Below are 23,537 nucleotides of genomic sequence, written 5' to 3' on the forward strand. Positions count from 1 at the left end.
CGGGCCGCGTTCGGCCCGACCGCCGTGCCTCCCGGCGCCCGGCTACCGGCCCCGTCTCACCCGTTCCCCCGGCGCCGCGCCGTCTCCCCGGCCGGCATCCCGAACCCGCCCGCCGAGGGCTTTCGCTATTCCGTATATGTTTCGTTCCCTGACGACCCTGATCAAGAAGTGGCGCGCGTCGCGCAGTGCCGGTCACCAGCTCGATGCGCTGCTCGCGCACGCCGACGCCGATGCGTCGTACGCCGAGCGCAGCGAATGGCTGATCGAGCTCGCGCACTGGCTGCGCCGCACCGGCACGATGCAGGCCGTGCAGGACGCGCCGGCCGAACGCGACGCCGAGGCACGCGCGTATCCGGCCCATGCGCGGCTGCGCTACCTGTTCCACGTGCTCGATCGCAATCCCGCGTGGAAAACGCACGCCGCGCGCATCCTGCGCGGCATCCTGCGCGAATGCGACGGCATCTCGCTGTTGTGCGACGCCGGCATGCCCGTGCACTCCGGCTTCTTCGGCGCGCTGTTCGAGCGGATCGACTCGTCGCTGATCCCGCCCGCGCCGAACCGCCGCGAGCTGTCGGCGCTCTTCACGCTGATGTTCCCGACGCCGGAAGACGCGCAATGGATCGACGCGCTGCCGGCCGACCTCCTCACGCGCCTCGCCGAGCTGATCGCGTTCGACGTGACCGACGAAGAGCGCCACGAGCCGGGCTCGTTCTCGCGCGACCTGCTGGCGGCACTGCACAACCTCACCTGCCAGATCAGCTCGACCGGCCTGTCGCAGACGGTGCGCAGCCGGCTTTCCGACGACGATGCGCGCAAGCCGATCGAAACGCAGCCGTTCTACCGCCTTACGCGCGCAATGCTCGCGGTTGAAACCGCGCACGCGGCCGTCGAGGACGGCGGCGACCCGAGCAAGCTGCTGCACGAGGTGAACTACCTGCGCGTGCTGCTCGACCAATGCCGGATCGCCGTCGACGACGTGTTCACGCACCTGTACCGCAACGGCGTGTCGGTCGACATCGTGTTCCAGGTCGAGCGGATGCGCATGCGCATCCTGCGCGCCGAGATGCTGCTCAACGCATGGATGGCGCGCGACGACCTGCACGGCATGGCGCACCTGACGGCCGAGCTCATCGACGCGAACCACAACAGCCAGAGCGTGTCGCACCTCGTGCGCAGCAACTTCTCGCTGTTCGCGCGCAAGCTCGTCGAAACCAACGCGGACACCGGCGAGCATTACATCTCGCGCGGCCGCGCCGAGTACCTGAAGATGCTGCGGATGGCCGCGGGCGGCGGCCTCGTCACCGTCGTGACCGTGTGCGTGAAGTTCTCGATCACGGGCGCGCACCTGCAGTCGATGCTCGAAGGACTGCTCGCGGGCATCAACTACGCGGCCAGCTTCATGCTGATGCACTTCCTGCACTTCACGCTCGCGACCAAGCAGCCCGCGATGACCGCGCCGACGCTCGCGCGCGAGCTCGACGACACCGGCCACGACGAAGGCGTGAAGGCGTTCGTGTCGTCGGTGATCGCACTGATCCGCACACAGGCCGCCGCGATTTCCGGCAACGTGCTCGTCGTGCTGCCCGTATGCCTGATGGTGCAGCTGTTCGCGAGCAACGTGCTGCACGCGAACGTGATCTCGCCGCAGAAAGCCCATGCGACGCTGCACTCGTTCTCGCTGCTCGGCCCGACGCCGCTCTACGCGGCGCTGACCGGCGTGCTGCTGTGGGCGTCGAGCCTGCTCGCGGGCTGGGCCGACAACTGGTTCGTGCTGCACCGTGTCGGCGATGCGCTCACGTACAACCGTCGGTTGCGCCTCACGCTCGGTGCGGCCGGCGCCGCGAAGCTCGCGCACTTCTGCCGGTCGAACGTTGCCGGCGTGGTCGCGAACGTCGGCCTCGGCCTGATGCTCGGCCTCGTACCGGCGATCGTCACCGTGTTCCTGTTCCCGTTCGAGGTGCGGCACGTGACGCTGTCGGCCGGTTCGATCGGGATCGCGCTCGGCGTGCTGGGAAAGGACGCGCTCGGTACGCCCGAGCTGTGGTGGGCCGCCGGCGGCGTGCTCAGCATGGCGATCCTCAACGTGCTCGTGAGTTTCGCGCTCGCGTTCACGATGGCCGTGCGCTCGCGCAGCCTGCGCCCGACCAAGGTGCGCGCGCTCGTCGCCGCAATCGTGCGCACGGTGCTCGCGAATCCGCTCGCGCTGTTCTGGCCGGGCAGCGGCCAGGCCGCGCGTGCCGGCCAGCCCGGCGCGCACTGAGTCCCGCAGCGGCAGGGCGGTGCCCGCCCGGGCGCCGCCGCGCGGGCGCCCGGCCCGCATGTATGGCGCCCCGGCCCGCGCCGCGGCACCGAAATACGGCGCAACGCCGGCCCCGGCCGCCTGCGCCGCGTACAATGGTGGACTTTTGCACGTCCTCACCCGCCTTATGTCCTCGCCCACCCTGTACGAATTCTTCGCCCCCTGCCCGCGCGGCCTCGAAGCGGCGCTTGCCGCCGAGCTGGCCGAAATCGCCGGCCGCCACCTGAACGGCGCGCCGTTCACCGCGGGCGCGCAGGTGCCGGGCGGCGTCCACTTCAGCGGCGGCTGGGCCGCCGGCATGGCCGCGAACCTCCATTCGCGGATCGCGAGCCGGGTCCTGCTGAAGATCGCGCACCGCGCGTACCGCAACGAGCAGGACGTCTACGCACTCGCGCTCGAGCAGCCGTGGGAGCGCTGGTTCGCGGCCACGCAGACGCTGCGCGTCGACATCACCGCGATCAAGTCGCCGCTGAAGAGCCTCGAATTCGCGACGCTGCGCGTGAAGGACGCGATCTGCGACCGGATGCGCGACAAGACCGGCGCGCGCCCGAGCATCGACACGGGTGCGCCCGACGTCCGCGTGTTCGCGTTCCTGACGGCGGGCGAGTGCACGCTGTACCTCGACACGTCGGGCGAGCCGCTGTTCAAGCGCGGCTGGCGTCTCGACAAGGGCGCGGCGCCGCTGCGCGAGAACCTCGCGGCCGGCATCCTGCGCCTGACGGGCTGGACGCCCGGCACCGCGCTGTACGACCCGATGTGCGGCAGCGGCACGTTCCTCGCGGAAGCCGCGCAGATCGCGCTGGGCGTCGCGCCCGGCGTCGAGCGCCGGTTCGGCTTCGAGAAGCTCAAGCAGTACGACATCACCGCGTGGCAGGGGCTGAAGGTGCCGGCGCTGGACGCGAAGCGCGCGGCGCGCGGCAAACGCGGCGAAGCGCTCGGCGTGTACGGCAGCGACATCTCCGGCGACATGCTCGAGAAGGCGCGCGCGAACCTCGAGCGCGCGGGCGTGCCGTCGGTATGGCTCAAGCAGGTCGACGCGCGCGGGATGACGCCGCCGTGCGACGGCCCCGGCATCCTCCTCGCGAACCCGCCGTACGGCGAGCGAATCGAAGTGCGCGGCCGCAGCGCGCGCGGCGAAGTGCGCGAGACGGGCCGCAACCGCGGCAACGACGATGCGTTCCGCCGCACCCACACCGACGCCCCTGACAGCGAGTTCTTCAACGCGCTCGGCGATGCGCTGAAACAGCGCTTCACGGGCTGGCAGGCGTTCCTGCTGACGTCCGACCGCTCGCTGCCGGGCCAGCTGCGGCTGCGCGAATCGGCGAAGACGCCGCTGTTCAACGGCGCGCTCGAATGCCGGCTGTTCCGCTTCGACCTGATCGCCGGCAGCGTGAAGGCGCGCCCGGCCGCGCCGGAAGGCGACGCGTCATCCGCCTCATGATCGCAATGGGGCCGCTTGCGTGGCCCCTCTGCGGCAACCGGAACGCCGCCGTTACCGCACCCGCGGCTACGGCGGCGTTTCGTTTCAGTGCTTCGTTCAGTGCTTCGAGCACGCCCAGCGCCCCATCGTGAACGGCAGCGCCTGCCCCGTCTCGAGCAGCGTCTTGAGACTCGACAATACGACCGGCCACCCGCCGCGAATCCCGCGATCCATCTCCGAGCCCGGCACCAGTCCGTCGTGCGTGACGGTCAGCTTCACGACGCCCTCGTGCGGCTCGACGACGTAGGTCACGCGCGACTCCTCTCCCTCCCCCGACGGCGTGCGCCACGTGACGACCAGCTTGCGCGGCGGGTCGCGCTCGACCACTTCGCCGACGATGTCGACCCGCGACGGATCGTCGTAGTCCTGATGTTCCCAGCGCGAGCCCGGCCGCCAGTCGGGCGACACGTTGCGATGCCGCACCCAGTAGTCCTTCGTCAGCTCGGCGTTGGTCAGCGCATCGAACACGCGCTCGGGCGTCGACGCGATGAACGTCACGTACACAAAGGCGGGATTACTCATCGTTGCCTCCAGAATCGCCGGCCGCTTCCAGCCCGCGCTTGAGATCCGCCAGCGCCTGCAGGCGCTGACGCTCGAACTTGCCGATCCAGCGTTCCGCGATGTCGTGGATCGGCACCGGATTCAAGTAATGCAGCTTCTCCCTGCCGCGCCAGGTGGTCGCGACGAGATTCGCGGCCTCGAGCAGCGCGAGATGCTTGCTCACGGCCTGCCGGCTCATCGCGAGCCCGTCGCACAGCTCGGACAGCGTCTGGCCGCTTTTCGCATGCAGCAAATCAAGCAACTGGCGGCGCGTGGCATCGGCCAGCGCCTTGAAAACGAGATCCATGCCGCTCCCGGGTCGATGGCCTTATTATGCAACCAAATGGTTGCATGTCAAGGGTGACAACTCTACTGACAATACGGTGTCAGCAGGCCGCGATCACACTGCAATCCCGGCGCAATACAACGCTGGTTTCCGCACGAAACCCGAACAACAACGCAACAAGGAGCACGCCATGACGTCCGCAACTGCCACCGCTACCCTCGAGCGCGCGATCGCGTGGTTCGACATTCCGTCCCTCGATTTCGACCGGGCGATCCGCTTTTACGAAACCGTGCTGCAAACGACGCTGCAGCGCGCGGTGATCGGCGGCGTGCCGATGGCCACGTTCGACCGCGACGCGTCGAGCACGGGCGGCAGCATCGTGTTCGATCCGCAGCAGATGAAGCCGAGCGCGAACGGCGTGCTCGTCTACCTGAACGCCGGCGAATCGGTCGTCGCGGCGCTCGAACGCGCGAAGCGCGCGGGCGGCGTCGTGCAGGGTTCGGTCGTCGAGCTGCCGAACAACTACGGCTACGTCGGCTACCTGATCGACACCGAAGGCAACCGCGTCGGCCTGCACGCGCCGAAATGCCACTGAGCGCACCGGCCGCCCGGCACACGCGGCGCTATCATCGCGACATCCCCACCGCCGTTGGAGTCGAGGTGCCGTCATGACGCGCCGTGCCGACCGCTTGTTCCAGATCGCCGAGCTGTTGCGCGGACGTCGCCTCACGACCGCGCAGCAACTGGCCGACTGGCTGTCGGTGTCGCCGCGCACCGTCTATCGCGACGTGCGCGACCTGCAACTGTCAGGGGTGCCGATCGAAGGCGAAGCCGGCATCGGCTACCGGCTGAACCGCAACGCGAGCCTGCCGCCGCTCACGTTCACCGCCGAGGAGCTGGCGGCGCTCGCCACCGGCGCGCGCATGCTCGAGACCTGGGGTGGCGCGCGCTTCGCGAGCGGCGCGCGCTCGGCGCTCGCGAAGATCGCGTCGGCGATGCCGGCCGACAAGCGCACGGCGCTCGACCGGCTGCCCGTGTTCGCGCCGTCGTTCCACATCGACGAAACGTTTTGCGCGAAGGTCGATGCGATCCACCAGGCCATCGACACACGCCATGTGGTCAGCTTCGGCTACCGCGACCGGCTCGGCGCGCATTCGCAGCGCCGCGTGTGGCCGCTCGGGCTCGTCTACTGGGGCGGCCGCTGGACGATCGGCGCATGGTGCGAGCTGCGCGGCGACTTCCGCACGTTCGACATCGCGCGGATGGGCGACATCACCGTGCACGAGCAGTTTCCGGACATGGAAGGACGGCGGATCGCCGATTACATGCGGATCGCGGAAGCGCCGATGCGCTGATGCGGCACGACGGCGGGCGCGTTGCGCGTCGCCGTCGTTCGCGTTCCGGGCCGCGATGCAGCGCCCGGCCCGCCCTTCCCTACGCGCCGAACACCACCGTCCGCTTCGGCCGCTCGTCGACGTGCAACGAGAACACGTCGGGCCGCGCGTAATGGCCGACCACGTCGAAGTCGTAGCGCGCCCGCACGAGTTCATCGGTATCGATGCGCGCGGTCACGAGCCCGGCTTCGCCGATCAGCGGCTCCGTCAGCAGATCCCCGAGCGGCCCGACGATCACGCTGCCGCCGCGAATCAGCGGCCGCTCCGAATCCCAGCCCGGTACGTCGATGCCGAGCGCGCGCGGCGATGGCTGCACCTGGCACGCACTGACGACAAAGCAGCGCCCTTCGTGCGCGATATGCCGCATCGAGCTCTGCCAGACGTCGCGTTCGTCGACGGTCGGCGCGCACCAGATCTGCACGCCCTTCGCGTACATCGCGCAGCGCAGCAGCGGCATGTGGTTCTCCCAGCAGATCGCGGCGCCTGCGCGGCCCGCGGCCGTGTCGACGACGGGCAGCGTCGAGCCGTCGCCCTGCCCCCAGATCAGCCGCTCGGTGCCGGTCGGCATCAGCTTGCGGTGCTTCGCGACGAGCCCGTCGCACGGATCGAAGAACAGCGCCGTGCAGTACAGCGAGCTGCCGCCGCGCTCGATCACGCCGACCACGAGGCTCGCGCCGGTGCGCTGCGACAGCGCGGCCAGCTCGTCGGTTTCGGGCCCCGGCACGTCGATCGCCTGCGCGGCGTAGCGCGCGTATGCGTCGCGGCCTTCCGGCAACCGGTAGCCGAGTCGCGTGCCGAAGATCTCGCCTTTCGGATAGCCGCCGAGCACGGCCTCGGGCAGCACGATGAGCGACGCGCCGCTGTCGCGGATCGCGGTTTCGTAGCCGAGGATCGTGTCGAGCGTGGCGCGCGTGCCGGCGGGCGAGGCGCCGATCTGCAGCGCGGCGATGACTGACGTGGACATGAGGGCGTCTCCGGTGAATGGGGTAACGCCATCTTTATCGATATGATGTCATCGATCAAATCGATAGAACGATATGTGTCATGAATGCGGATGATATCGCCAGTCTCGACCTGAACCTGCTGAAAGTGTTCGAGGCGCTGTACGAGGAAGGCGGCGCGAGCCGCGCAGCGCTGCGGCTCGGCCTCACGCAGTCGGCGGTGAGCGCGGCGCTGGCGCGGCTGCGCATGATCTATGCCGATCCGCTGTTCGTGCGCACCGGGCGCGGGCTTGCGCCGACGCCACGCGCGGACGAACTGAAGCCGATCCTGTCCGACGCGCTCGACCGTTGCCGCGAAAGCCTCGCGATCGCGGCCGACGGTGGCGATCGTATCGGCCGCACGATCTCGATCGGGCTGTCGGACGACTTCGAGATCGCGCTCGGCCGCGCGCTGATCGACGCCGTTGCGCGGGAAGCCGCCGGCATCCGGCTGATCTTCCGGCAGACGCACAGCGGCATCGCCGGCGACGCGCTGCTGCGTCACGGTGTCGACCTCGCGATCGCATCCGGCGGCTTTTCGGCGAACGGGCTGAGCCGGCGCGCGGTCGCGACGGGCGGCTATGCGTGCCTGATCGACCCGGCCGCCCGCCCGAAGCCGCCGCGCACGCTGACGCTCGCCGATTTCCTGCGGCGCGACCACCTGCTCGTGTCGTCGGGCGGCGTGATCGGGATCGTCGACGAGGCGCTGGCCCCGCTCGGCCGCAAGCGGCGCGTCGCGGCGTCGACCACGCATTTCGCCGCATTGCCGTACCTGCTCGCCGGCTCCGGCGCGATCGCGACGATTCCCGCGCACGCGGCACGCACGATCGCGCAATCAACCCCGCTGCGCGCGCTCGCATGCCCGGTCGACCTGCCGCACTACCCGGTGGAAATCGGCTGGCGCACGAGCACGCAGCGCGATCCGGCGATCGTGCGCGTACGTGACACGATTGCCGCATGTGTCGCGAATCTCGTCGCACCATGAGCGAACGCGCAGCGGCAGTGCCGATCGTGGCGCCAACGCGTGTCTCGCACGCGCAATGGCGCTGACGCCGCACCTTCATGCGGGTCGGCGGCGGCGCATCCGGTTCGGTCATGCACGCATGCCACGTCGAGCGGGCCTGCGACGCCGCCATCCGCAGGATTCGAGCTTACGGGGTCGGATTCGTTTGACGCAGCGACCGGCAGCGTTCGGGCGCAACCGGTAAAATGCCGAACCATGAAACCCGAAATCTGGACCCCGCATGTGACGGTCGCGGCGCTCGTCGAGCGCGCGGGCCGCTTTCTCATGATCGAGGAAGAAACCTCGTCGGGCCTGCGCATCAACCAGCCGGCAGGCCATCTCGAAGCCGGCGAAACGCTGGCCGACGCCGTGATCCGAGAGACGCTCGAGGAAACCGCGCACCCGTTCACCCCCGACGCGCTGGTCGGCGTCTATCTCGCGCACTACGACCGCCCCGGCACCGCCGGCGCAACCTACCTGCGTTTCACGTTCTGCGGCACGGCCGGCGAGCCGATCGCGGGCCACGCGCTCGACGACGGCATCGTCCGCACGCTGTGGATGACCGCCGACGAACTGCGCGCATGCAGCGAGCGCCATCGCTCGCCCGCGGTGCTGCGCTGCGTCGACGATTACCTCGCCGGGCGGCGCATTCCGCTCGATTTCGTGCACACGCATTCGGTCGCGCCGCGCGCCGAAGCATTCGAACGTCAGGCGGTCAACAAATGAGCAAGCGCCGTGTAGTAGTGGGCATGTCGGGCGGCGTCGATTCGTCGGTGACCGCGTGGCTGCTGAAGGAACAGGGTTACGACGTGGTCGGCCTGTTCATGAAGAACTGGGAAGACGACGACGACGGCGAATACTGCTCGACGCGCCAGGACTGGATCGATGTCGTGTCGGTGGCCGACCTGATCGGCATCGACGTGGAAGCCGTGAACTTCGCGGCCGAATACAAGGACCGCGTGTTCGCCGAATTCCTGCGCGAATACTCGGCCGGCCGTACGCCGAACCCCGACGTGCTGTGCAACGCCGAAATCAAGTTCAAGGCGTTCCTCGATCACGCGATGTCGCTCGACGCGGAAATGATCGCGACCGGCCACTATGCGCGCGTGCGCGAGCGCGACGGGCGTTTCGAACTGCTGAAGGCCTTCGATCATACGAAAGACCAGTCGTACTTCCTGCACCGGCTGAACCAGGCGCAACTGTCGAAGACGATGTTCCCGCTCGGCGAGATCCCGAAGACGAAGGTGCGCGAGATCGCCGCGCAGATCGGGCTGCCGAATGCGAAGAAGAAGGATTCGACGGGCATCTGCTTCATCGGCGAACGGCCGTTCCGCGATTTCCTGAACCGCTATCTGCCGACGAAACCCGGCCCGATGAAGACGCCGGACGGCAAGGTCGTCGGTGAGCACATCGGCCTCGCGTTCTACACGTTCGGCCAGCGCAAGGGCATCGGGCTCGGCGGCAGCAAGAGCGGCAGCGGCGAACCGTGGTTCGTCGCCGCGAAGGACATCGCGTCGAACACGCTGTACGTCGTGCAGGGTCACGATCATCCGTGGCTGCTGGCGCGGCAGCTCGTCGCCGGCAACGTGAGCTGGGTCGCCGGCGAACCGCCGGCCGAGGGCTTCGCGTGCGGCGCGAAGACCCGCTACCGGCAGGCCGACGCCGCGTGCGCATTCGGCGCCGCCACCCCCGGCCCGGCGGGCGAAGCGCGTTTCTCGCTCTCGTTCGACGACCCGCAGTGGGCCGTCACGCCCGGCCAATCGGCCGTGCTGTACGACGGCGAAATCTGCCTCGGCGGCGGGATCATCGAATCCGCGCTGTCCGGCAACATGCAGGCGGACCCGGCGCCCGCCCTCGCGCTCGCCCGCTGACGCACGCGGTGCGGCCGGTGCCGCGCACGCGGAAGCCGACGACAAGCGGCCGAGCCGCTCACCGCTTGTTCCGCACCGACGCGTCGTAGCGCTCGCGCGCCGCGTCCAGCTCGGGGAAATGGCGCTCGGCCCAACGGTCGAGCGCCACGAGCGTCTCCACCAGCAATCCCGCCACCGCCGCAGCCGGTACTCGACGTGCGCGCGCCGCGCGCCGGCAGGACACGCGCGTCGCGCGATGTGTCGCCGACTATCGCTCGCGGCTGCGCGACCGGGCCGCAGGGCCGCATGGCCGCACGTGCCGTTCAACCGCGATGAAGATTTCAGCAACGATCCCCGGCTGAAACCCGGCGCACTGGCGCACAACCCGTTACAGCCCGTTCATCCGCCCGGCCGAAGCCGGCCGGCAGGCGACACCCGCTCGGCAACGCGAGCTTCACGACACCCGTAGTAGACTCTCGACCATCGTGGGCGCCGGCGGCGGCGGGTACGGCACGGGCAGCATGCCCGCCGGGCCTGCGCGATGCCTCGGGCGCCGACCTGCCGGCCGCCGCGCGATCCTGGCGACGTGACGGCCATCCATACAATTACGATGGAGTCCCCATGTTTTCCCGACGCTATATCGCGATGTGGTGCGCGGCCCTGCTGTTCGTGGCCGTCGCGGCGCTCGCCGCCCGGCACACGATCGCGTGGCTGTGGCTCGTGATCCCGGCCGCGCTCGTCGCGCTCGGCCTGTACGATCTGAAGCAGGACCGCCACGCGATCCTGCGCAACTATCCGCTCTGGGGCCACTTCCGCTTCCTGTTCGAATTCATCCGACCTGAAATCCGCCAGTATTTCGTCGAGGACGACACCGACGAAAAGCCGTTCTCGCGTGCGCAGCGCAGCCTCGTCTACCAGCGTGCGAAGAACGTCGCCGACAATCGCCCGTACGGCACCGAACTGAACGTGAAGGCCGTCGCGCACGAATGGATCAGCCATTCGCTCGCGCCGACGAAGCTGCCGAACCACGATTTCCGCATCCGCGTCGGCGCGAATCGCGCGCAACCGTACGACATTTCGATCTTCAACATCTCGGCGATGAGCTTCGGCTCGCTGTCCGCGAACGCGATCCGCTCGCTGAACCTCGGCGCGAAGAAAGGCGGTTTCGCGCACGACACCGGCGAAGGCTCGCTGTCGAAATACCACCGCGAGAACGGCGGCGACATCATCTGGGAAATCGCGTCCGGCTACTTCGGCTGCCGCAACGACGACGGCACGTTCAACCCCGACAAGTTCGCGAAGCAGGCCGCCGATCCGCAGGTCAAGATGATCGAGGTGAAGCTGTCGCAGGGCGCGAAGCCCGGCCACGGCGGCGTGCTGCCCGCCGCGAAGATCACGCCGGAGATCGCCGAGACGCGCGGCGTGCCGATGGGCAAGGACTGCATCTCGCCCGCGACGCACTCGGAATTCTCGACGCCGCGCGGCCTGCTCGAATTCGTCGAACGGCTGCGCACGCTGTCAGGCGGCAAGCCGACGGGCTTCAAGCTGTGCATCGGCCATCCGTGGGAATTCTTCGGGATCGCGAAGGCGATGCTCGAGACGGGCATCGTGCCGGACTTCATCGTCGTCGACGGCGCGGAAGGCGGCACGGGCGCGGCGCCGCTCGAATTCACCGATCACGTCGGCGTGCCGCTGCAGGAAGGGCTGCTGCTCGTGCACAACACGCTCGTCGGGATCGGCGTGCGCGATCGCGTGAAGATCGGCGCGAGCGGCAAGATCATCTCCGCGTTCGACATCGCCCGCACGCTCGCGATCGGCGCGGACTGGGTGAACTCGGCGCGCGGCTTCATGTTCGCGGTCGGCTGCATCCAGGCGCAGCACTGCCACACCGACCGCTGCCCGACCGGCGTCGCGACGCAGGACCCGGTGCGCCAGCGCGCGCTCGTCGTGCCCGACAAGGCCGAGCGCGTGTACAACTTCCACCGCAATACGCTGCACGCGCTGCAGGAACTCGTGCAGGCCGCCGGCCTCGCGCATCCGTCCGAACTGCGCGCGCATCACATCGTGCAGCGGGTCGCGCCGCACGAGGTACGGCTGATGTCGCAGTTGCTGAAGTACCTGAAGCCGGGCGCACTGCTCGACGGCAACACCTGCGGCTTCACGCTGTACGACAAATGGTGGCCGATCGCGCGCAGCGATTCGTTCACGCTCGGCGAAGCCGTGTACGCGTCGATCGAGTGACGCGCTGCCGCCCCGCGCCGGCGGCGGCCTGCGCGGCAAAAAGAAAAGCGCCCCGCGGGGCGCTTTTCTTTCGTCTGGCGAATGCTTGCGTGCGTGAATGCGTGAGCGGCTGCGGCTCAGTTCTGCGGCAGCGTGTCGGCGAACGATTGCCGCTGCTGCAGCTTTACGAAATGCTTGTCTAGGTTCGGGTGACGATCGCGCCAGTTGAGCTCGGGCATCCGGAAGTCGAGATAGCCGAGCGCGCAGCCGAGTGCGATGTCGGCGAGCGAGTAATGATTACCGACGCACCACGTCTTGCCGCCGAGACCCTGCGACATCGCGACGAGCCCGTCGTCGATCTTGCGCTGCTGGCGCGCGATCCAGCTCGCGCTGCGCTGCGCCTCGTCGCGCATCGTGTGTTCGAGACGAATCGCGACCGCCGCTTCGATCACGCCGTCGCCCAGCGCTTCCCAGCAGCGCACCTCGACGCGCTCGCGGCCCGACGGCGGAATCAGCTTGCCGACCGGCGACAGCGTATCGACGTATTCGCAGATCACGCGGGAATCGAACACTGCGGCACCATCTTCCATCACGAGGCACGGGACCTTGCCGAGCGGATTCGCCGCATGAATATCCGTCTCCGGCGCCCACACGTTCTCGAGCTCCAGCTTGTAGTCGATCTTCTTTTCAGCCAGCACGATCCGCGCCTTGCGGACGTACGGGCTGCTGAGCGAACCGATTAATTTCATCATCTGCCTTTTTAAGGGAACCGCCGAGAGTATACGTTGTCGCCGATCATAACCGGCCAGCGCGGCGCGACAGAAAATCGCCCGGCCGGCCTGTGGATGGTTTGCAACAACCGCGGCGCGGGCCTTCCCGGGCGGCTTGCCGCCCCTCCTCTCACGCACGGCGTCCCGCAGCGCTACAATCGCACGATGAATGCGCCCCTCGATACCGCCATCGCCGTCGACGTCTACCGCCAGCGCCGTGAACGCGTGCTTGCCGCACTGCGTGCCGCCGGCGGCGGCGTCGCCATCGTCCCCACCGCGCCCGAAGTGCCGCGCAACCGCGATACGGACTATCCGTACCGGTTCGACAGCTACTTCCACTACCTGACGGGCTTCACCGAGCCGGATGCCGTGCTCGTGCTGAACGCGGCCGCGCCGCACGGCGCGCCGGAGTCGATCCTGTTCTGCCGCGGCAAGAATGCCGACCGCGAGATCTGGGAAGGTTTCCATTACGGGCCCGACGCCGCGCGCGACACGTTCGGCTTCGACACGGCGTTCGCGGTCGACGTGATCGACACCGAAATGCCGCGCCTGCTCGCCGACGCGGGCACCGTGCACTACCGGTTCGGCGCATCGGCCGCCTTCGAGCGCCAGCTCGCCGGCTGGCTCGACGCGGTGCGGGCGCTCGCGCGCACGGGCGTCGCCGCGCCGGACGCGATGCTCGACCTCACGCCGCTGCTCGACGACATGCGGCTCGTGAAGGACGAGCACGAGCTCGCGATCATGATGCGCGCCGCGCACATCTCCGCGCTCGCGCACCGCCGCGCGATGCAGGCGTGCCGCCCCGGCATCCGCGAATACGAACTCGAGGCCGAGCTCCTGTACGTATTCCGCAAGCACGGCGCGCAGTCGCCCGCATACGGCTCGATCGTCGCGGCCGGCGCGAACGCGTGCGTGCTGCACTACCCGGCCGGCAACGCGGTCGCGCAGGACGGCGACCTGATCCTGATCGACGCCGCGTGCGAACTCGACGGCTACGCGTCGGACATCACGCGCACGTTCCCGGCGAACGGGCGCTTCTCGCCCGCGCAGCGCACGCTGTACGACATCGTGCTTGCCGCGCAGCAGGCCGCGATCGATGCGACGCGCGCGGGCGTGCCGTTCGAGGCGCCGCACGACGCTGCCGTGCGCGTGCTCGCGCAGGGCCTGCTCGACACCGGCATCATCCCGAAAACACGCTTCTCGAACGTCGACGACGTGATCGCCGAGCGCGCATACACGCGCTTCTACATGCACCGCACCGGCCACTGGATCGGCATGGACGTGCACGATTGCGGCGACTACCGCGAGCGGCTCGCCGAGCGCGACGGCAACGGCGCGCTGCCGTGGCGCACGCTGAAGGCCGGCATGACGCTGACGATCGAACCCGGCCTGTACGTGCGCGCCGCCGACGACGTGCCGCCCGAATATTGGAACATCGGCATCCGCATCGAGGACGACGCCATCGTGCGCGAGCACGGCTGCGAACTGATCACGCGCGGCGTGCCCGTCGCGGCGGACGAGATCGAAGCGCTGATGCGCGCGGGCGCATGACCGGCTGCCGCCGACCGTTACCTCCGTTTCACCACTCAAGATGACGACCGCTTCTTCCCCGGCCACGCCGGACTACGACCTCGCCATCGTCGGCGCGGGCCCCGTCGGGCTCGCACTCGCCGGCTGGCTCGCGCGCCGCAGCGCCACGCAGCACGCGTCGATCGCGCTGATCGATGCGCGCGAACCGGCCGCGAGCGCGAACGATCCGCGCGCGATCGCCGTGTCGCACGGCAGCCGCGTGCTGCTCGACGCGCTCGGATGGCCCGCCGACGCGACGCCGATCGAACATATCCACGTGTCGCAGCGCGGCCATTTCGGCCGCACGCTGATCGAGCGCGACGAGCACGACCTCGCCGCGCTCGGTTACGTCGTGCGCTACGGCTCGCTCGTGCAGGCGCTCGCGGGCGCCGTGCGCGGCACGCGCGTCGACTGGCTCACGTCGACCACCGCGCGCGCGCCGCAGCAGGACGCCGACGGCGTCATGCTGACGCTCGACGGCCCGCAAGGCGAGCGCACGCTGCGCGCACGCATCGTCATCAATGCCGAGGGCGGGCTGTTCCACGAACAGCAGGCCGATACGGCCAAGCATCGCCGCGACTACGGGCAGACCGCGCTCGTCGGCACCGTCACGGTATCCGCGCCGCGCCCGAACGTCGCATGGGAACGCTTCACGCACGAAGGCCCGCTCGCGCTGCTGCCGCTCGGCGGTCCGCGTCAGGCCGAGTACGCGCTCGTCTGGTGCTGCACGCCCGACGAAGCGGCGCGCCGCGCCGCGCTGCCCGACGACGCATTCCTGCGCGAGCTCGGCGGCGCATTCGGCGAACGCATGGGCGAGTTCGTCGCGATCGCGGGCCGCGCGTCGTTCCCGCTCGGGCTGAACGCCGCGCAGACGCTCGTCAACGGCCGCGTCGCCATCGTCGGCAATGCCGCGCAAACCCTGCACCCCGTCGCGGGCCAGGGGCTCAACCTCGGGCTGCGCGACGCGCATACGCTCGTCGATACGCTATCCGCGCAAGGCTTCGAGCCGATCGCGCTCGCCGCCTTCAACGCGCGCCGCGCGCTCGACCGGCGCTTCACGATCGGCGCAACCGATACGCTGGCGCGCCTGTTCACGATCGATTCGGGCCCGCTCCCCCTGCTGCGCGGCGCCGCGCTCACCGCGCTCGAGTTCGTGCCGCCGCTCAAGCGGATGATCGCGCGCCATATGATGTTCGGCCAGCGCAACTGACGTGCGGCGCGCCCGGCCGCGTCACTCAAACCGGGTCAAATCGGCGGGGCATGGGAATACGGTAAAATGCGCGTTTCCGTCTGCCCTTTTCCTGCCCGCGCCCGCCGCGGGCGGCGCCATTGCGATGCCCGTTATCGGCCCTCACGTATTGCGTAACAACCTGTTCGTCGCCCCGATGGCCGGCGTGACGGATCGTCCGTTCCGCCAGCTCTGCAAGCGGCTGGGCGCCGGTTACGCGGTGTCCGAGATGGTCGCGTCCAACGCGCAGCTGTGGAAAAGCGCGAAGACGATGCGCCGCGCGAACCACGAAGGCGAAGTCGAGCCGATCGCGGTGCAGATCGCCGGCGCCGATCCGGCGATGATGGCCGAAGCGGCCCGCTACAACGTCGACAACGGCGCGCAGATCATCGACATCAACATGGGCTGCCCGGCGAAGAAGGTCTGCAACGTCGCGGCCGGCTCCGCGCTGCTGCAGAACGAGCCGCTCGTGCAGCGAATCGTCGAGGCCGTGGTCGCGGCGGTCGGCACGGGGCCCGATGCGGTGCCCGTCACGCTGAAGATCCGCACCGGCTGGGATCGCGAGCACAAGAACGCGATCACGGTGGCACGCCTGGCCGAAGCCGCCGGCATCTCGATGCTCACCGTGCACGGCCGCACGCGCGCCGACCTGTACCGCGGCGACGCCGAGTACGACACCATCGCGGCCGTGAAGGCGGCCGTGCGGATTCCGGTCGTCGCGAACGGCGACATCACGTCGCCCGCGAAGGCGAAGGCCGTGCTCGATGCCACCGGCGCCGATGCACTGATGATCGGTCGCGCCGCGCAAGGCCGGCCGTGGCTGTTCCGCGAAATCGATCATTTCCTGCAAACCGGCGAGCTGCTGCCCCCGCCGCGGATCGACGAGATCCAGCACGTGATGAACGAACACCTGGAAGACCACTACGCGTTCTATGGTGAATTCACGGGCGTCCGTACTGCGCGCAAGCACATCGGCTGGTACACTCGCGGCCTTTCCGGTGCCAACGGGTTCCGGCACAGGATGAACACGCTCGATTCCACCCGCGAGCAGCTCGCCGCCGTCAATGCATTCTTCGAGGCGCAAAAGGCGCTGTCGGACCACCTCGTCTACGTCGATGACGAAGAGGAAAACGGCCAGGGCGAGTCGGACGACCATAACCAGTTAGCAGCATGAGCAAGCACAACATCGAACAATGTGTCCGCGAGAGCCTGGACGTGTATTTCCGGGATCTAGACGGCTCCAATCCGCACGACGTCTATGAAATGGTGATGTCCTGCGTCGAAAAGCCGATGCTCGAGGTCGTGCTCGTACAGGCAGGCGGCAACCAGTCGCTCGCCGCCGAGTACCTCGGCATCAATCGCAATACGCTGCGCAAAAAGCTGCAGCAGCACGGCCTGCTGTAAGCGGCCGTCCCGTCCCCGTTTCCCTGGCTACTGGTGGTTCCATCATGATCAAGCAAGCGCTCATTTCCGTTTCCGACAAGACCGGCATCGTCGACTTCGCGAAGTCGCTGTCCGACCTCGGCGTCAAGCTGCTGTCGACGGGCGGCACCGCGAAACTCCTCGCCGACGCGGGCCTGCCCGTTACCGAAGTGGCCGACTACACGGGCTTCCCGGAAATGCTCGATGGGCGCGTGAAGACGCTGCACCCGAAGGTGCACGGCGGCATCCTGGCCCGCCGCGACCTGCCCGAGCACATGCAGGCGCTGGAACAGCACGGCATCCCGACGATCGACCTGCTCGTCGTGAACCTGTACCCGTTCGTCGCGACGATCGCGAAGGACGACTGCACGCTTGCCGACGCGATCGAGAACATCGACATCGGCGGCCCGACGATGCTGCGCTCCGCTGCGAAGAACCACCGCGACGTGACGGTCGTCGTCGACCCGGCCGACTACGCGGTCGTGCTCGATGAAATGAAGGCGAACGGCAATGCGATCGGCTACCCGACCAACTTCCGCCTCGCGACGAAGGTGTTCGCACACACCGCGCAATACGACGGCGCGATCACGAACTACCTGACGAGCCTGACCGACGAGCTGCAGCACGCGTCGCGCAGCACATACCCGGCCACGCTGAACATCGCGTTCGACAAGGTGCAGGACCTGCGCTACGGCGAGAACCCGCACCAGAGCGCCGCGTTCTACCGCGACCTCGCGACGCCGGCCGGCGCACTGGCGAACTACCGCCAGCTGCAGGGCAAGGAACTGTCGTACAACAACATCGCCGATTCCGACGCGGCGTGGGAATGCGTGAAGACATTCGACGCGCCGGCCTGCGTGATCATCAAGCACGCGAACCCGTGCGGCGTCGCGGTCGGCAACGATTCGGCCGACGCGTACGCGAAGGCATTCCAGACGGACCCGACCTCCGCATTCGGCGGCATCATCGCGTTCAACCGCGAAGTCGACGAAGCGGCCGCCCAGGCGGTGGCCAAGCAGTTCGTCGAAGTGCTGATCGCCCCGTCGTTCTCCGACGCCGCGAAGCAGGTATTCGCCGCGAAGCAGAACGTGCGCCTGCTCGAAATCGCACTCGGCGACGGCCACAATGCATTCGACCTGAAGCGCGTGGGCGGCGGCCTGCTCGTGCAGTCGCTCGATTCGCGCAACGTGCAGCCGAGCGAGCTGCGCGTCGTCACGAAGCGCCAGCCCACGGCGAAGGAAATGGACGACCTGCTGTTCGCATGGCGAGTCGCGAAGTACGTGAAGTCGAACGCGATCGTGTTCTGCGGCAACGGCATGACGCTCGGCGTCGGCGCTGGCCAGATGAGCCGCGTCGATTCCGCGCGCATCGCGAGCATCAAGGCGCAGAACGCGGGCCTCACGCTGGCCGGCTCGGCCGTGGCATCGGATGCGTTCTTCCCGTTCCGCGACGGCCTCGACGTCGTCGTGGCGGCAGGCGCGACCTGCGTGATCCAGCCGGGCGGCTCGATGCGCGACGACGAAGTGATCGCGGCGGCCGACGAGCATGGCATCGCGATGGTCCTGACGGGCGTACGCCACTTCCGTCACTGATCGCATGCGGCCCGCGCGGCCGCTGCACGACAACCCGGCGGCATCGCACCCGCCGGGTTTTTTATTGCGCGGCGCCCTCGCGCGCCACCGTGCGGCCGGCGCCCCGCACCATTCGTTGTAGTATCGCTGCATCGGGCTTTTCTCCTTACTCATGCGAATCCTCGGCATCGACCCCGGCCTGCGCGTCACCGGCTTCGGCATCATCGACGTCAGCGGCCATCGGCTCGCGTATGTCGCGAGCGGCGTGATCCGCACGCCGACCGCCGATCTGGCCACCCGGCTCGGCACGATCTTTCAGGGCATCTCGACCATCGTGCGCGAGCACGCGCCCGATCAGGCCGCGATCGAAAAGGTGTTCGTCAACGTGAACCCGCAGTCGACGCTGCTGCTCGGCCAGGCGCGCGGCGCCGCGATCTGCGGCCTCGTCGCGGGCGGCCTGCCCGTCGCCGAATACACGGCGCTGCAGCTCAAGCAGGCGGTGGTCGGCTACGGCCGCGCGACCAAGACGCAGATGCAGGAAATGGTCACGCGCCTGCTCAACCTTTCCGGCCAGCCCGGCTCGGACGCGGCCGACGCGCTCGGCATGGCGATCTGCCACGCGCACGGCGGCAACACCCTCAGCACGCTCGGCGGCCTCGCGCCGGCGCTCGCGAAGAAAGGCCTGCGCGTGCGGCGCGGGCGCCTCGTCGGCTGACACCGGCTGCCCGCGCGCGGCGCGCCCGATCGACCGTCGTGACCGCACGCGGCGCGCCCGCGCGCCGCCATCGCACCGGCGTGATGGCCGATCCCGTCGGCATGGCGCCGCACGTGCGCTACACTCGCGCTTTCTTCTTCGCATCCCGCCATCCATGATCGGTCGCATCGCCGGCATCCTGCTCGAAAAGAACCCGCCTCACCTGCTCGTCGACTGCAACGGCGTCGGCTACGAAATCGACGTGCCGATGAGCACCTTCTACAACCTGCCGCAAACGGGCGAACGCGTCGTGCTGCTCACGCAGCAGATCGTGCGCGAGGACGCGCACCTGCTGTACGGCTTCCTGACGCCGCAGGAGCGCACGACCTTCCGCGAGCTGCTGAAGATCACCGGCATCGGCGCGCGCATGGCGCTCGGCGTGCTGTCCGGCATGAGCGTGCAGGAACTCGCCCAGGCCGTGACGATGCAGGACGCCGCGCGCCTCACGCGCGTGCCCGGCATCGGCAAGAAGACGGCCGAGCGCCTGCTGCTCGAACTGAAGGGCAAGCTCGGCGCCGATCTCGGCGCGCTCGCCGGCGCCGCTTCGCCGTCGGACCACGCGACCGACATCCTCAACGCGCTGCTCGCGCTCGGCTATTCCGATAAGGAAGGCCTCGCCGCGATCAAGAACGTGCCGGCCGGCACCGGTGTGTCCGAAGGCATCAAGCTCGCGCTGAAGGCGCTGTCGAAGGCATGACGTGCGCATGACGCGCCGCCGGGCGGTACGCTGAAAGCGGTGCGTCGAAGCCAGTGTCGCGCGGCGGCGCGGCACCCGCCAGTCGGCCGTTCGGCCAGGTAGGCGGGACAGCGGCGCGCGGTACAATGGCCGCATGATTGAAACCGACAAACTCGCCACCGAGCCGCGGATCATCGCCGCCACGCCCGCCTCGTCGCACGAGGAGGTGTTCGAACGTGCGCTGCGGCCGCGCCAGCTCGACGACTACGTCGGCCAGGAAAAGGTGCGCGGCCAGCTCGAAATCTTCATCGAAGCCGCCAAGCGCCGCTCCGAGCCGCTCGATCACGTGCTGCTGTTCGGGCCGCCGGGTCTCGGCAAGACGACGCTCGCGCACATCATCGCGCGCGAGATGGGCGTGAACCTGCGCCAGACGTCCGGCCCCGTGCTCGAGCGCGCGGGCGATCTCGCCGCGCTGCTGACGAACCTCGAAGCGAACGACGTGCTGTTCATCGACGAGATTCACCGGCTGTCGCCGGTCGTCGAGGAAATCCTGTATCCGGCACTCGAGGATTACCAGATCGACATCATGATCGGCGAAGGGCCGGCCGCGCGCAGCGTGAAGCTCGACCTGCAGCCGTTCACGCTGGTCGGCGCCACCACCCGCGCCGGGATGCTGACCAACCCGCTGCGCGACCGTTTCGGGATCGTCGCGCGCCTCGAGTTCTACGACGCCGATCAGCTGTCGCGCATCGTGCGGCGTTCGGCGTCGCTGCTGAACGCGCAGATCGATCCGAACGGTGCGCTCGAAATCGCGAAGCGTGCGCGCGGCACGCCGCGGATCGCGAACCGGCTGCTGCGCCGCGTGCGCGACTTCGCGGAAGTGAAGGCGGACGGCCAGATCACCGCGGCCGTCGCCGATGCCGCGCTGGCGATGCTCGACGTCGATCCGGTCGGCTTCGACCTAATGGACCGCAAGCTGCTCGAAGCGATCCTGTACAAGTTCGACGGCGGCCCGGTCGGGATCGACAACCTCGCGGCGGCGATCGGCGAAGAGCGCGACACGATCGAGGACGTGCTCGAACCGTACCTGATCCAGCAGGGCTTCCTGCAGCGCACGCCGCGCGGGCGCGTCGCGACGCTGCTCACCTATCGCCACTTCGGGCTTTCCGTACCCGACGCCCGTCGCACCGAACGCGGCGAATGGGATACGCCCGACGGGGACTAACCCACCCGTCGCCCGAGCCGCGCCCGCCATGACCACGCCCCCCAGCCACCCCGCCGCACCCGCACCGGGCCCGCGCTGGGCCGAGCCGATCCGCAAGCGGCTCGTGGCCGGCGTCACGCACCTGACGGTGGGCGGCGGTGGCCCGTCGCTCGACCTCTCTTCGCCGCCGGGCGACCCGGGGCTGTTCGGCCCCGACGCGATCTGCTGGCGCGTGCATGCCGACTTCACGTCGATGATGACGGGCGGCATCGCCGCGCTGCTGCTGCAGGCGCTCCATCCGCTCGCACTCGCCGGCGTCTGGGATCACTCGTCGTTTCGCACCGACATCCTGGGCCGCTTGCGGCGCACCGCGACGTTCATCACCGGCACGACGTTCGGCAGTCGCGCGGACGCACTCGCGCTGATCGAGCGCGTGAAAGCGATTCACGCGCGCATATCGGGCACCGCGCCGGACGGCCGGCCCTATCGCGCCGACGATCCGGCGTTGCTGACCTGGGTGCACGTCGCCGAAGTGTCGAGCTTCCTCGCCGCGCATCTGCGCTACGTGAATCCGGCCCTGCCGGGCGAGTTGCAGGACCGCTACTACGCCGAAACGGCGCTGGTCGCCGAACTGCTCGGCGCACATGCGGTCCCCCGTTCGCGCGCCGAAGTCGCCGCGTATCTCGCGCGCATGCAGCCCGAACTCGAGGCTGGCCCGCGCACGTTCGACGTGATGTCCATCCTGCTGAACGTGCCGGTCGCGAGGCCCGCGCTGCGGCCGGCGGCGTCGCTGGTCATGCACGCCGGGATCGACCTGCTGCCGCCATGGGCGCAGCGCATGCTCGGCATGTCGACGTTCGCGCCGCTGCGACGCGCGGTGGTCCGGCCCGGCATCCGGGCCGTCGCACCCGTGCTGCGCTGGGCGCTCGTGAACGGCGCGTCGAAGCGCGCGCGCCGCCGCGCCACCGCGGTACCGCCCGACGGCACACCGCCCGCCTGACGATCCGTTTTCTCGAATCATTTCAATTTACTGTCAAATACCTGTGACAAGCTGACGGGCTTGCACCCGCGCACGGTCGCACGCGCCGTCCGTCCCGCCTGGCCGTGACCCGCGCGGTGTCCCGCCCACCAGACTGACACCCGACCGACACCGATGCCCGCGATGCCACGCCTGCCGATCCGTTTCGCCCTTGCCGCCAGCCTGTCCACCGTCTTCGCGCTCGCCGCCTGCGGGGGCGACGACGTCACCGCCGTCGCGCGCTCGGACGCGCAAACGCCGTCCGGCGGCACCCCGGCCGCGCCTGCCCCCACGCCGCCCGCCACCGTCACGCCGCCGGCGGGCAAGTGGAAGGCCGCTCGCGCGGGCGACCTGATCGACGTGACGCTCGGCGATCTCCATCCGACGCAGGGTGCGATCGGCTACGACCAGATCTACTACAAGCTCGGCCGCTACGAACTGCAGCCCGACAAGAAATTCGACGACTTCTGCGCGGACGAAGGCCTCGGCGGCGTCGCTTCGGGCGGCTACACGGCCAGGTCGGTGCTGCGCGAGCCCGCGAGCTACACGTGCATGACGACCGACGCGAACGCCCGCGACCGCTCGGTGCTGAACCCGGTCGTGATCGGCCCGAACGGCGACGCGCTGTACCTGACCGACGGCCACCACGGTCTGTCGACCTACTACGAGACGCCCGACGGCGGCCCCGCGCTGCACGTGCACGTCGTCGTCAAGGACAACCTCAGCGACTACTCGGGCGACGCGTTCTGGCAGCAGATGCAAAGCCGCGGCTACTTGCGCCTGAAGAACGGCGAAGGCGAGCCGATCAGCGCCGCACAACTGCCGACCGGGCTCGGCCTGAAACTCGGGATGACGAACGACCGCTACCGCTCGCTCGTCTATTTCACGCGCGACATCGGCTACAGCAAGCCCGCTCAATCCACGGACTACCTCGAGTTCTACTGGGCCGACTGGCTGCGCGCGCAACCGGGCACGTTCTCGCTCGCCGCCTATGACCTGACGCGCGCCGGCACGACCGACCCGGACCCGGCGAAGGCCGACACGGGCTACCTGAACGCGGTCTGGAACGCGTCGACGCGCATGGTCGCGGCCACGGACCCGGTGATCGACGGCAAGACGGGCGCCGATCTCGGGCGCGCGGACGCGATCAACGGCGGGAAGAAGTACAACAAGGGGGAATTCGACAAGCTGCGCCAGCCGATCACGGCCGACAAGCCCGGCAAGATCGCGTACGCGCTCGACTACAAGACGCGCCACGCACTGCCGCAGTAAG

At 69.0% G+C, this 23,537-nt stretch carries 22 protein-coding genes; 18 read left to right on the forward strand and 4 right to left on the reverse strand.

Annotation, left to right across the window (positions count from 1 at the left end):
- The first annotated feature begins 136 nt into the window (after positions 1-136).
- Positions 137-2,260, forward strand: coding sequence for a site-specific recombinase (locus tag HWX08_RS11985; RefSeq protein ID WP_175807115.1), 2,124 nt, complete (start codon positions 137-139; stop codon positions 2,258-2,260).
- 166 nt (positions 2,261-2,426) lie between these two features.
- Positions 2,427-3,740, forward strand: a complete 1,314-nt coding sequence (locus HWX08_RS11990; protein WP_069255802.1) for a THUMP domain-containing class I SAM-dependent RNA methyltransferase — start codon at positions 2,427-2,429, stop codon at positions 3,738-3,740.
- A 96-nt stretch (positions 3,741-3,836) separates the two neighbouring features.
- On the opposite strand, the gene HWX08_RS11995 is transcribed toward HWX08_RS11990, so the two are convergent.
- Positions 3,837-4,301 carry an SRPBCC family protein gene (locus HWX08_RS11995; RefSeq protein WP_069255801.1) on the reverse strand — a complete coding sequence of 155 codons (465 nt, stop codon included), beginning with the start codon at positions 4,299-4,301 and terminating at the stop codon, positions 3,837-3,839.
- Positions 4,294-4,626, reverse strand: a complete 333-nt coding sequence (locus HWX08_RS12000) for an ArsR/SmtB family transcription factor (RefSeq protein WP_069255800.1) — start codon at positions 4,624-4,626, stop codon at positions 4,294-4,296. Before HWX08_RS12000 ends, HWX08_RS11995 begins: the two co-directional genes overlap by 8 nt.
- Before the next feature lie 169 nt (positions 4,627-4,795).
- Between HWX08_RS12000 and HWX08_RS12005 the strand changes: the two genes are divergently transcribed.
- Together HWX08_RS12005 and HWX08_RS12010 are read left to right on the forward strand one after the other, a co-directional pair.
- Positions 4,796-5,200: a VOC family protein gene (locus HWX08_RS12005; protein WP_047851604.1), complete on the forward strand. Its 405-nt coding sequence runs from the start codon at positions 4,796-4,798 to the stop codon at positions 5,198-5,200.
- A 73-nt stretch (positions 5,201-5,273) separates the two neighbouring features.
- The gene (locus HWX08_RS12010; RefSeq protein WP_069255799.1) at positions 5,274-5,960 is read left to right on the forward strand and encodes a helix-turn-helix transcriptional regulator; all 687 of its coding nucleotides are present in this window, start codon (positions 5,274-5,276) and stop codon (positions 5,958-5,960) included.
- Between the two features lie 79 nt (positions 5,961-6,039).
- On the opposite strand, the gene HWX08_RS12015 is transcribed toward HWX08_RS12010, so the two are convergent.
- A complete protein-coding gene (locus HWX08_RS12015) occupies positions 6,040-6,963 on the reverse strand; it encodes a carbon-nitrogen hydrolase family protein (protein ID WP_174922484.1) in 924 nt (307 codons plus the stop codon).
- Between the two features lie 80 nt (positions 6,964-7,043).
- Between HWX08_RS12015 and HWX08_RS12020 the strand changes: the two genes are divergently transcribed.
- The 4 genes from HWX08_RS12020 to HWX08_RS12040 all read left to right on the forward strand — a co-directional run bounded on the left by HWX08_RS12020 (position 7,044) and on the right by HWX08_RS12040 (position 12,073).
- On the forward strand, positions 7,044-7,964 hold the full coding sequence (locus tag HWX08_RS12020) for a LysR family transcriptional regulator (protein WP_069255797.1): 921 nt from the start codon (positions 7,044-7,046) through the stop codon (positions 7,962-7,964).
- Between the two features lie 234 nt (positions 7,965-8,198).
- Complete coding sequence (locus HWX08_RS12025) at positions 8,199-8,708, forward strand: NUDIX hydrolase (RefSeq protein WP_069255796.1); 510 nt, start codon at positions 8,199-8,201, stop codon at positions 8,706-8,708.
- Positions 8,705-9,853: a tRNA 2-thiouridine(34) synthase MnmA gene (gene mnmA, locus HWX08_RS12030; protein ID WP_174922485.1), complete on the forward strand. Its 1,149-nt coding sequence runs from the start codon at positions 8,705-8,707 to the stop codon at positions 9,851-9,853. Before HWX08_RS12025 ends, mnmA begins: the two co-directional genes overlap by 4 nt.
- A gap of 600 nt (positions 9,854-10,453) precedes the next feature.
- Positions 10,454-12,073: an FMN-binding glutamate synthase family protein gene (locus HWX08_RS12040; protein ID WP_069255794.1), complete on the forward strand. Its 1,620-nt coding sequence runs from the start codon at positions 10,454-10,456 to the stop codon at positions 12,071-12,073.
- A 116-nt stretch (positions 12,074-12,189) separates the two neighbouring features.
- Here HWX08_RS12040 and HWX08_RS12045 read toward each other — a convergent pair whose 3' ends face one another.
- Entirely contained in the window at positions 12,190-12,804 is a 615-nt protein-coding gene (locus tag HWX08_RS12045) for a glutathione S-transferase family protein (protein WP_069255793.1), read from the reverse strand.
- A gap of 183 nt (positions 12,805-12,987) precedes the next feature.
- Between HWX08_RS12045 and HWX08_RS12050 the strand changes: the two genes are divergently transcribed.
- From HWX08_RS12050 to HWX08_RS12095, 10 genes are all read left to right on the forward strand, one after another.
- Positions 12,988-14,373 (forward strand): aminopeptidase P N-terminal domain-containing protein, encoded by a 1,386-nt coding sequence (locus tag HWX08_RS12050; RefSeq protein ID WP_174922486.1) that lies wholly within the window; start codon positions 12,988-12,990, stop codon positions 14,371-14,373.
- Positions 14,374-14,413: 40 nt separating this feature from the next.
- Positions 14,414-15,601 carry a UbiH/UbiF/VisC/COQ6 family ubiquinone biosynthesis hydroxylase gene (locus HWX08_RS12055; protein WP_174922487.1) on the forward strand — a complete coding sequence of 396 codons (1,188 nt, stop codon included), beginning with the start codon at positions 14,414-14,416 and terminating at the stop codon, positions 15,599-15,601.
- Between the two features lie 124 nt (positions 15,602-15,725).
- The gene (gene dusB / locus HWX08_RS12060; protein ID WP_006497523.1) at positions 15,726-16,793 is read left to right on the forward strand and encodes a tRNA dihydrouridine synthase DusB; all 1,068 of its coding nucleotides are present in this window, start codon (positions 15,726-15,728) and stop codon (positions 16,791-16,793) included.
- The gene (locus HWX08_RS12065) at positions 16,790-17,023 is read left to right on the forward strand and encodes a Fis family transcriptional regulator (protein WP_006476892.1); all 234 of its coding nucleotides are present in this window, start codon (positions 16,790-16,792) and stop codon (positions 17,021-17,023) included. The genes dusB and HWX08_RS12065 overlap by 4 nt, the downstream gene beginning before the upstream one ends.
- 44 nt (positions 17,024-17,067) lie before the next feature.
- On the forward strand, positions 17,068-18,633 hold the full coding sequence (gene purH / locus HWX08_RS12070; RefSeq protein ID WP_069255790.1) for a bifunctional phosphoribosylaminoimidazolecarboxamide formyltransferase/IMP cyclohydrolase: 1,566 nt from the start codon (positions 17,068-17,070) through the stop codon (positions 18,631-18,633).
- Between the two features lie 151 nt (positions 18,634-18,784).
- Entirely contained in the window at positions 18,785-19,327 is a 543-nt protein-coding gene (gene ruvC / locus HWX08_RS12075; RefSeq protein ID WP_069255789.1) for a crossover junction endodeoxyribonuclease RuvC, read from the forward strand.
- A gap of 154 nt (positions 19,328-19,481) precedes the next feature.
- Complete coding sequence (gene ruvA / locus HWX08_RS12080; protein WP_174922488.1) at positions 19,482-20,063, forward strand: Holliday junction branch migration protein RuvA; 582 nt, start codon at positions 19,482-19,484, stop codon at positions 20,061-20,063.
- A 133-nt stretch (positions 20,064-20,196) separates the two neighbouring features.
- Positions 20,197-21,267 carry a Holliday junction branch migration DNA helicase RuvB gene (ruvB, locus tag HWX08_RS12085; protein WP_069255787.1) on the forward strand — a complete coding sequence of 357 codons (1,071 nt, stop codon included), beginning with the start codon at positions 20,197-20,199 and terminating at the stop codon, positions 21,265-21,267.
- Between the two features lie 28 nt (positions 21,268-21,295).
- The gene (locus HWX08_RS12090; protein WP_174922489.1) at positions 21,296-22,246 is read left to right on the forward strand and encodes an oxygenase MpaB family protein; all 951 of its coding nucleotides are present in this window, start codon (positions 21,296-21,298) and stop codon (positions 22,244-22,246) included.
- Between the two features lie 162 nt (positions 22,247-22,408).
- The gene (locus tag HWX08_RS12095; protein ID WP_174922490.1) at positions 22,409-23,536 is read left to right on the forward strand and encodes a ParB/Srx family N-terminal domain-containing protein; all 1,128 of its coding nucleotides are present in this window, start codon (positions 22,409-22,411) and stop codon (positions 23,534-23,536) included.
- Position 23,537 lies beyond the last annotated feature (1 nt).

It is taken from the genome of Burkholderia metallica, assembly GCF_902832845.1.
Taxonomy (GTDB): domain Bacteria; phylum Pseudomonadota; class Gammaproteobacteria; order Burkholderiales; family Burkholderiaceae; genus Burkholderia; species Burkholderia metallica.